Raw genomic sequence first — 6,174 nt, forward strand, 5'->3', positions numbered from 1 at the left:
TTCAAATTTTTCTTTAGACATGGGGTGTCCCTCTAGGTACGGATTAGGTGGCTTAAAATAAGACCACGCAACCAAAAAAAATGGTTTTCTTTATTAAAGGAGAAGAAGCTTTAGACTGGTGCTAATACCCAGAGTCGAACTGGGGACCTCACCCTTACCAAGGGTGCGCTCTACCGACTGAGCTATATCAGCACACAAAATGAGTTGGAGCGTGCAGCGGGAATCGAACCCGCATCATCAGCTTGGAAGGCTGAGGTAATAGCCATTATACGATGCACGCAACACGTAACTCTGTTTGAGCTATTTAACCTTTAGAATATGGTGGAGAGGGACGGATTCGAACCATCGAAGGCAGTGCCAACAGATTTACAGTCTGCTCCCTTTGGCCACTCGGGAACCTCTCCAAATTTTGAGCTTTCTCTCGCTTGCCTTATAGGAAGGGAGAAAGTGGTGCCGACTACCGGAATCGAACTGGTGACCTACTGATTACAAGTCAGTTGCTCTACCTACTGAGCTAAGTCGGCACAAGTGGGGCGCATTTTATTGAATGATTTTCCACCTTGCAATAGTAAATTGAAAAAAAGTGCAAAATTCTCTGACCAAACTCCTACATACGGCTATTTAGCTCAAGGTTTACGTCTTTAACCCGCATCTAGTACAGGAAGATATTTTATTTATCTATCGCTTGATGTATTTTCCATGCACTTGTTTTGTTATCCACTATAGAGTTTTGTATGAGCCCATTTATGTCATTTGACCGCGAACGTTGGTCTGAGCTAAGGAATTTAGTTCCGATGACACTTTCTGAGAGCGACTTAAAAGAGCTTCAAGGCATCAATGAAAAGCTCACAATGGAAGAGGCAGTAGAGATCTATCTACCGCTATCTCGTCTATTGAACCTCTATGTGGCAGCCAGACAGAATAGAAACTCGGTACTCCACCAATTTCTAGATAAGAAAGAGAAAGCGCCACCTTTTATCATCGGTATTGCGGGTAGCGTAGCTGTTGGCAAAAGTACCACTGCGCGTCTGCTTAAAGCCCTACTCTCTCGCTGGGAAAACCACCCAAAAGTTGAACTAGTGACAACCGATGGCTTTTTATATCCAAACGAGGTGTTAGAAGAGAAAGGGTTGATGAGCAAAAAGGGCTTTCCTGAATCTTACGATATCAAGCGTTTAGTGAACTTTGTTTCGGATGTAAAAGCTTGCAAGAGAAATGTCACAGCCCCTGTTTACTCGCATCTTACGTACAATATTACTGATGACGTTAAGTGCGTCGACCTACCAGATGTGCTTATTATTGAAGGGCTTAATGTTTTACAAACCGGAATGAATTATCCACACGAGCCACATCGCGTGTTTATTTCAGACTTCCTTGATTTCTCACTCTATGTTGACGCTGATAGCCAACAAATCAAAGAATGGTACGTCAATCGCTTTATGAAATTCCGCGATGGCGCGTTTACTAAGCCTGGCTCTTACTTTAGTCATTACACTAAATTATCGAACCAAGCCGCATTGGACAAAGCAGAAGGTATCTGGAGTTCAATTAATGGCTTGAACCTTGAACAAAATATCCTTCCGACAAGAGAAAGGGCTCACCTGATTCTACGTAAAGGCGCAGATCATATGGTTGAAGAAGTGTTACTAAGAAAATAGTAACGCCTTAGTCGCCTTTTCTTAGCGATATCTCGCCACCAATATAGCTCTCGACACCATTCTCAGTTTTGAGCAATACAGCACCTTGTTCATCGATGCCTTGAACAACACCTTCAATTTCTCTAGGTCCAATGATCAATCTAACATTGCGACCTAAGAAATTATCCAAGCGGTTCCAACGCTCTAAAAAATTGGACATTCCTTTCAACTCGTAGTCGACAAGTGACTTATCCCAAGCATTGATCAGAGCCTGCGCTAACTGGTTACGGTCTGGCACCTTCCCATCACACACTTCTTTAAGGGAAGTCCATGGCTGGCCAATACCTGATGTTGTTGGATCCATGGATAGGTTTAGCCCTAAACCAATCACAATATGCGCAGCGCCGCCAGACTGTCCTGACAGCTCGACCAAGATACCTGCAAGCTTCTTGTCATTGTGGTAAAGGTCGTTCGGCCATTTAAGCTTTACACCTTCTACGCCCATCTCTTCCAAAGCTTCAACAACAGCTACACCAACCACAAGGCTTAAGCCCATTGCGGCAGCCATCCCCGCGTCGAGTCTCCAATACATTGAAAGATAGAGGTTTGCACCAAATGGTGATACCCACTCTCGTCCACGGCGTCCACGACCCGCAGCTTGATATTCAGCAATACAGACAGAACCCGATTCGAGGGTGTTAGTGCGCTCTAATAGGTGTTGGTTTGTAGAACCTATGATGGGAATGAGTTCAAGAGAAGCATCGCGACTAACTGCAGACAATTTGTCTTGGTCAAGCATATCCAAACGACTGGCTAGTTTGTAACCCTTGCCTTGTACTCGGTAGATATCTAAACCCCACTCTTGAATACCTTTAATGTGCTTACTGATAGCCGCTCGTGATACGCCAATCATTTCACCTAGGTCTTCACCTGAATGAAACTCACCGTCAGCAAGACATCTCAATAGTGCAAGCTTGGTACTGTGCTCTCTCATGCCAATGACTCCAAAGCCTTATCCAAGTTTGTCTCGCAGTCTCGTCCCATAAAGCGCACTTCATGTTCCAATCGAATATCGAATTTATTCAAAACGGACTGGCGCACTCGCTCTGCAAGCTTAAGGATATCCACAGCAGAAGCCTCATCATAATTGATGATAACTAATGCTTGGTTTGGGTGAACTTGAGCACCGCCTTCAGTCACACCTTTGAACTGGCACTGATCAATCAGCCAGCCTGCAGCGACTTTGATCATGTCATTGCTCTCATAGCCGACAATGTTTGGGTATAGAGCGAACAAGCGATCAAAATGATCTTTGGTGATCACAGGGTTTTTGAAGAAGCTGCCCGCATTGCCTTGGACTCTAGGGTCTGGCAACTTACTTGAACGGATAGCGCATACTTCATCAAATATAGTGCGAGGGGAGAGCGTATCGGCTGCTAGGCTTTTTAACGGGCCATAGTGATTGCATGGCTCCCACTCTTTCGGCAACGTTAAACCAATCGCAACAACAATCGCTTTACCGTAGAGAGCATGTTTGAAAATAGAATCTCGGTAACCAAAGAGACACTCTTCCTTGCTTAATCGCTTAACTGTATAAGTATCCAGACATAGGATATCAACATACTTGCATATATCTTGCAGTTCAACGCCGTACGCACCAATATTCTGAATCGGAGCAGAGCCTGAACAACCGGGTATCATTGCTAGATTTTCTAGACCACCCAGCCCTTTATCCACACTCCATTCGACTAAGTTTGGCCAATCTTCTCCCCCACTAACATGCAGTAGGTGATGACTGTCCGTTTCGGTCAACTCAATCCCGGTTAATTTATTAACAATGACTAGGCCAGCGAAGTGCTCAGTAAAAAGCATATTACTGCCCTTACCCAGTATTAACTTAGGGAAACCTGACCATTTAGGGTCTTTGTAAAGCGAAATCAGTTCTTCGGTAGTGGTGACTTCAACCAACGCATCAGACGTCTGATCGATGGAGAAAGTATGAACATTTTTTAAACTAGCATTGAGATGGAATTGCATGACGATATTCAATTAACTTACACTGCGGTCATTCTACAGCAGATAAACCAATGGCGCAGTGACTGAATGAACAATGTCATCATTACTCAATTAGACCCAGTAAAGGTTCCCCTAGTTAAACGTTTCTATAAAGAACATTACCCAACGGGAAAAGCGAATAAGAGTGAACTGATCTATTCGTTATTGCTGAATAACGAACTGTGCGGTGTCGTGCGTTTTCGTACAATAGAAAATAATCGCTTACTTACCGGTATGGCGATATCAAAACAACATCGTGGTCAGCAATTAGGCTCCCAGCTTATGGATTATTGTGCGCAACATACGCTTACGGAAGATGATTACTGCTTTGCGTACGCTCATCTCACCAATTTTTACGCGCGACACAAATTCGTACAAGTAGACCCTAAAGATCTACCAAATGGTTTAAGAGTTTTATACGAGCGCTATTCGAATAGCGGAAAAGATCTCATTCCTATGCATTTTCAGCAAAATTGTTAGAGAATGCCTCGATTATCTAGTATTTGATGCTATCCCTTTGGTAAAATTAAAGGTTCGCAATTTTGCATATTTTTAAGGTAAAACAGTCAATATGATTGCCAGTAGGAATCCATTCATACAGTTGCCAACCATAGCGCAGAATCCTGACAAGTTTGAAGTACTACTATCAGCGCAAGAGTTTCGAACTCGTCTACTTGATGAGATATCTCGCGCAACGACTCGTATTAGTTTAGTCGCTTTGTATCTTGAAGATGATGAGGCTGGCCGTGAGATCCTAACTGCCTTATATGAAGCAAAGCAAAAGAATCCAGAATTAGACGTGAGTGTTTGTGTCGACTGGCACCGAGCGCAGCGTGGATTGATTGGCGCAGAGTCTTCTGAAGGCAATGCGGCCATGTATAAAGAGTTCGCAGAAAAATATCAGCACGCTGTGCCTGTCTATGGCATTCCAGTTCGCGGCAAAGAAGTCTTTGGCGTATTGCACTTAAAAGGCTTTATCGTCGATGACAGCGTGATATACAGCGGCGCAAGCCTTAACAATATCTACCTAAATTACCATGACCGCTATCGCTTTGATCGTTACCACGTTTTAAACAACGCAACTCTTGCGGACTCGATGTTTACCTACGTACACGAACAGATGGTTGCTGACAGCGCTGTTTATGACTTGGCTGATAAGAACAAGCCTGTGACCAAAGAACTGAAACCAGCGATTCGTCAGTTTCGTGCATCATTGGCAAGATCTCAGTATCAATTCGATGGTCAAGAGGTTTCAGCAGACCAAGTTGCTGTAACACCATTAGTTGGTATCGGTAAGAGGCGTAACCGACTGAATCAGGGAATTAATCAACTCGTCGCTCAAGCTAAAGATGAAATCTTTATCTGCACACCTTACTTCAACTTCCCACCTAGCCTAGCTAAAGAAGTGAAGAAAGCGCTTAAGCGAGGCGTAAAGGTCAGCATTGTTGTTGGCGATAAGACAGCAAATGATTTCTTTATCTCGCCAGAAGAAGAGTTTAAAACGATTGGCGGTTTACCATACCTTTACGAATTGAACTTACGTCGTTTCGCTAAAGCGAATGAAGCTCATATAGCTAGCCGTAATCTATCAATTCGACTTTGGCAACACGATTCCAATAGCTTCCACCTAAAGGGGATTTGGGTCGATAAGCGCTACATGCTACTAACAGGCAATAACCTAAACCCTCGAGCATGGAAGCTAGATCTAGAGAACGGTATCTTTATCCAAGATAACTACCATCACCTAACAGACAAGTTTCAGGCTGAAGTGGATAACATCCTTCAACACACTCAGCTTATCTGTACTTATAAGCAGTTAGACAAGGTAGAGAGCTACCCGATGGAAGTTCAGAAGTTGATTCGTAAGATCACTCGTGTGAAAGCCGATAGGGTGCTTAAGCAAATACTGTAGTCGATGTATTAGAGACACTATTTATCAACGCCTAGCAAACGCTAGGCGTTTTTGTATCTACGAGATAGCTATTTAGGTTTGTTTGATGGTCTTTCGAATCAACATCTCTATTTATGCATAGTGAGTGTGATAGCTTGAAGTGTTAAGCATCCTACCTTTTCCTTAGTCAGTCTCAGGGTTCCAGATACGTGTATCAGGTATGGTTTAGATAGCAGCTAAACGAGTACCAATACGAACATAATCGACAATTACCCTTTACGTATTCAAGCAATAAAGTCTCACTCCTTAGGGCGAAGTACGTACGCGATAGAGAATTTCACATAGTAAAACAATCAGATTAGTGCTCTGCTCTATTTAGCTTAAGAGTTAGAAGTGACCACCTATATTCCCAAGCAGCACCTCCCGATATATAGAGAAGTACTTCATAGCTAGCGATAAGGATCTACTACTAAAACCCAAAACACATACGCAGGAAACGACGAAAGCCTAGTCGTCAGACTAGGCTTTCTGATATGTGCCGGAATAGCATGAAGTGCAGGGGTTCGGTGTCTTTATACCAATTAAAGTAAA

General features: G+C 43.3%; 5 protein-coding genes and 4 tRNA genes. 3 read left to right on the plus strand and 6 right to left on the minus strand.

Annotated features, from left to right (window positions below; translation table 11 throughout):
* Positions 1-116 precede the first annotated feature (116 nt).
* From AB4185_RS14680 to AB4185_RS14695, 4 genes are all read right to left on the minus strand, one after another.
* Positions 117-192, minus strand: a tRNA-Thr gene (locus AB4185_RS14680).
* 13 nt (positions 193-205) lie between these two features.
* Positions 206-280: transfer RNA gene (locus AB4185_RS14685), tRNA-Gly, on the minus strand.
* Positions 281-319: 39 nt separating this feature from the next.
* Positions 320-404, minus strand: a tRNA-Tyr gene (locus AB4185_RS14690).
* 44 nt (positions 405-448) lie between these two features.
* Positions 449-524: transfer RNA gene (locus AB4185_RS14695), tRNA-Thr, on the minus strand.
* Between the two features lie 210 nt (positions 525-734).
* On the opposite strand from AB4185_RS14695, the gene coaA reads away from it, so the two are divergent.
* Positions 735-1,658, plus strand: coding sequence for a type I pantothenate kinase (gene coaA / locus AB4185_RS14700; RefSeq protein WP_017066910.1), 924 nt, complete (start codon positions 735-737; stop codon positions 1,656-1,658).
* Positions 1,659-1,665: 7 nt separating this feature from the next.
* Here the strand turns inward: coaA and birA are convergent, their stop codons facing one another.
* Together birA and murB are read right to left on the minus strand one after the other, a co-directional pair.
* Positions 1,666-2,631: a bifunctional biotin--[acetyl-CoA-carboxylase] ligase/biotin operon repressor BirA gene (birA, locus tag AB4185_RS14705; protein WP_017059800.1), complete on the minus strand. Its 966-nt coding sequence runs from the start codon at positions 2,629-2,631 to the stop codon at positions 1,666-1,668.
* Positions 2,628-3,674 (minus strand): UDP-N-acetylmuramate dehydrogenase, encoded by a 1,047-nt coding sequence (gene murB, locus AB4185_RS14710; protein ID WP_372135606.1) that lies wholly within the window; start codon positions 3,672-3,674, stop codon positions 2,628-2,630. The genes birA and murB overlap by 4 nt, the downstream gene beginning before the upstream one ends.
* 66 nt (positions 3,675-3,740) lie before the next feature.
* Here murB and AB4185_RS14715 point away from each other — a divergent pair, with 66 nt between their 5' ends.
* Positions 3,741-4,172, plus strand: coding sequence for a GNAT family N-acetyltransferase (locus AB4185_RS14715; protein ID WP_372135607.1), 432 nt, complete (start codon positions 3,741-3,743; stop codon positions 4,170-4,172).
* A gap of 91 nt (positions 4,173-4,263) precedes the next feature.
* On the plus strand, positions 4,264-5,604 hold the full coding sequence (pssA, locus tag AB4185_RS14720; RefSeq protein ID WP_372135608.1) for a CDP-diacylglycerol--serine O-phosphatidyltransferase: 1,341 nt from the start codon (positions 4,264-4,266) through the stop codon (positions 5,602-5,604).
* Positions 5,605-6,174 lie beyond the last annotated feature (570 nt).

Source organism: Vibrio sp. 10N.286.48.F5 (genome assembly GCF_041469785.1).
GTDB classification, from domain to species: domain Bacteria; phylum Pseudomonadota; class Gammaproteobacteria; order Enterobacterales; family Vibrionaceae; genus Vibrio; species Vibrio crassostreae_C.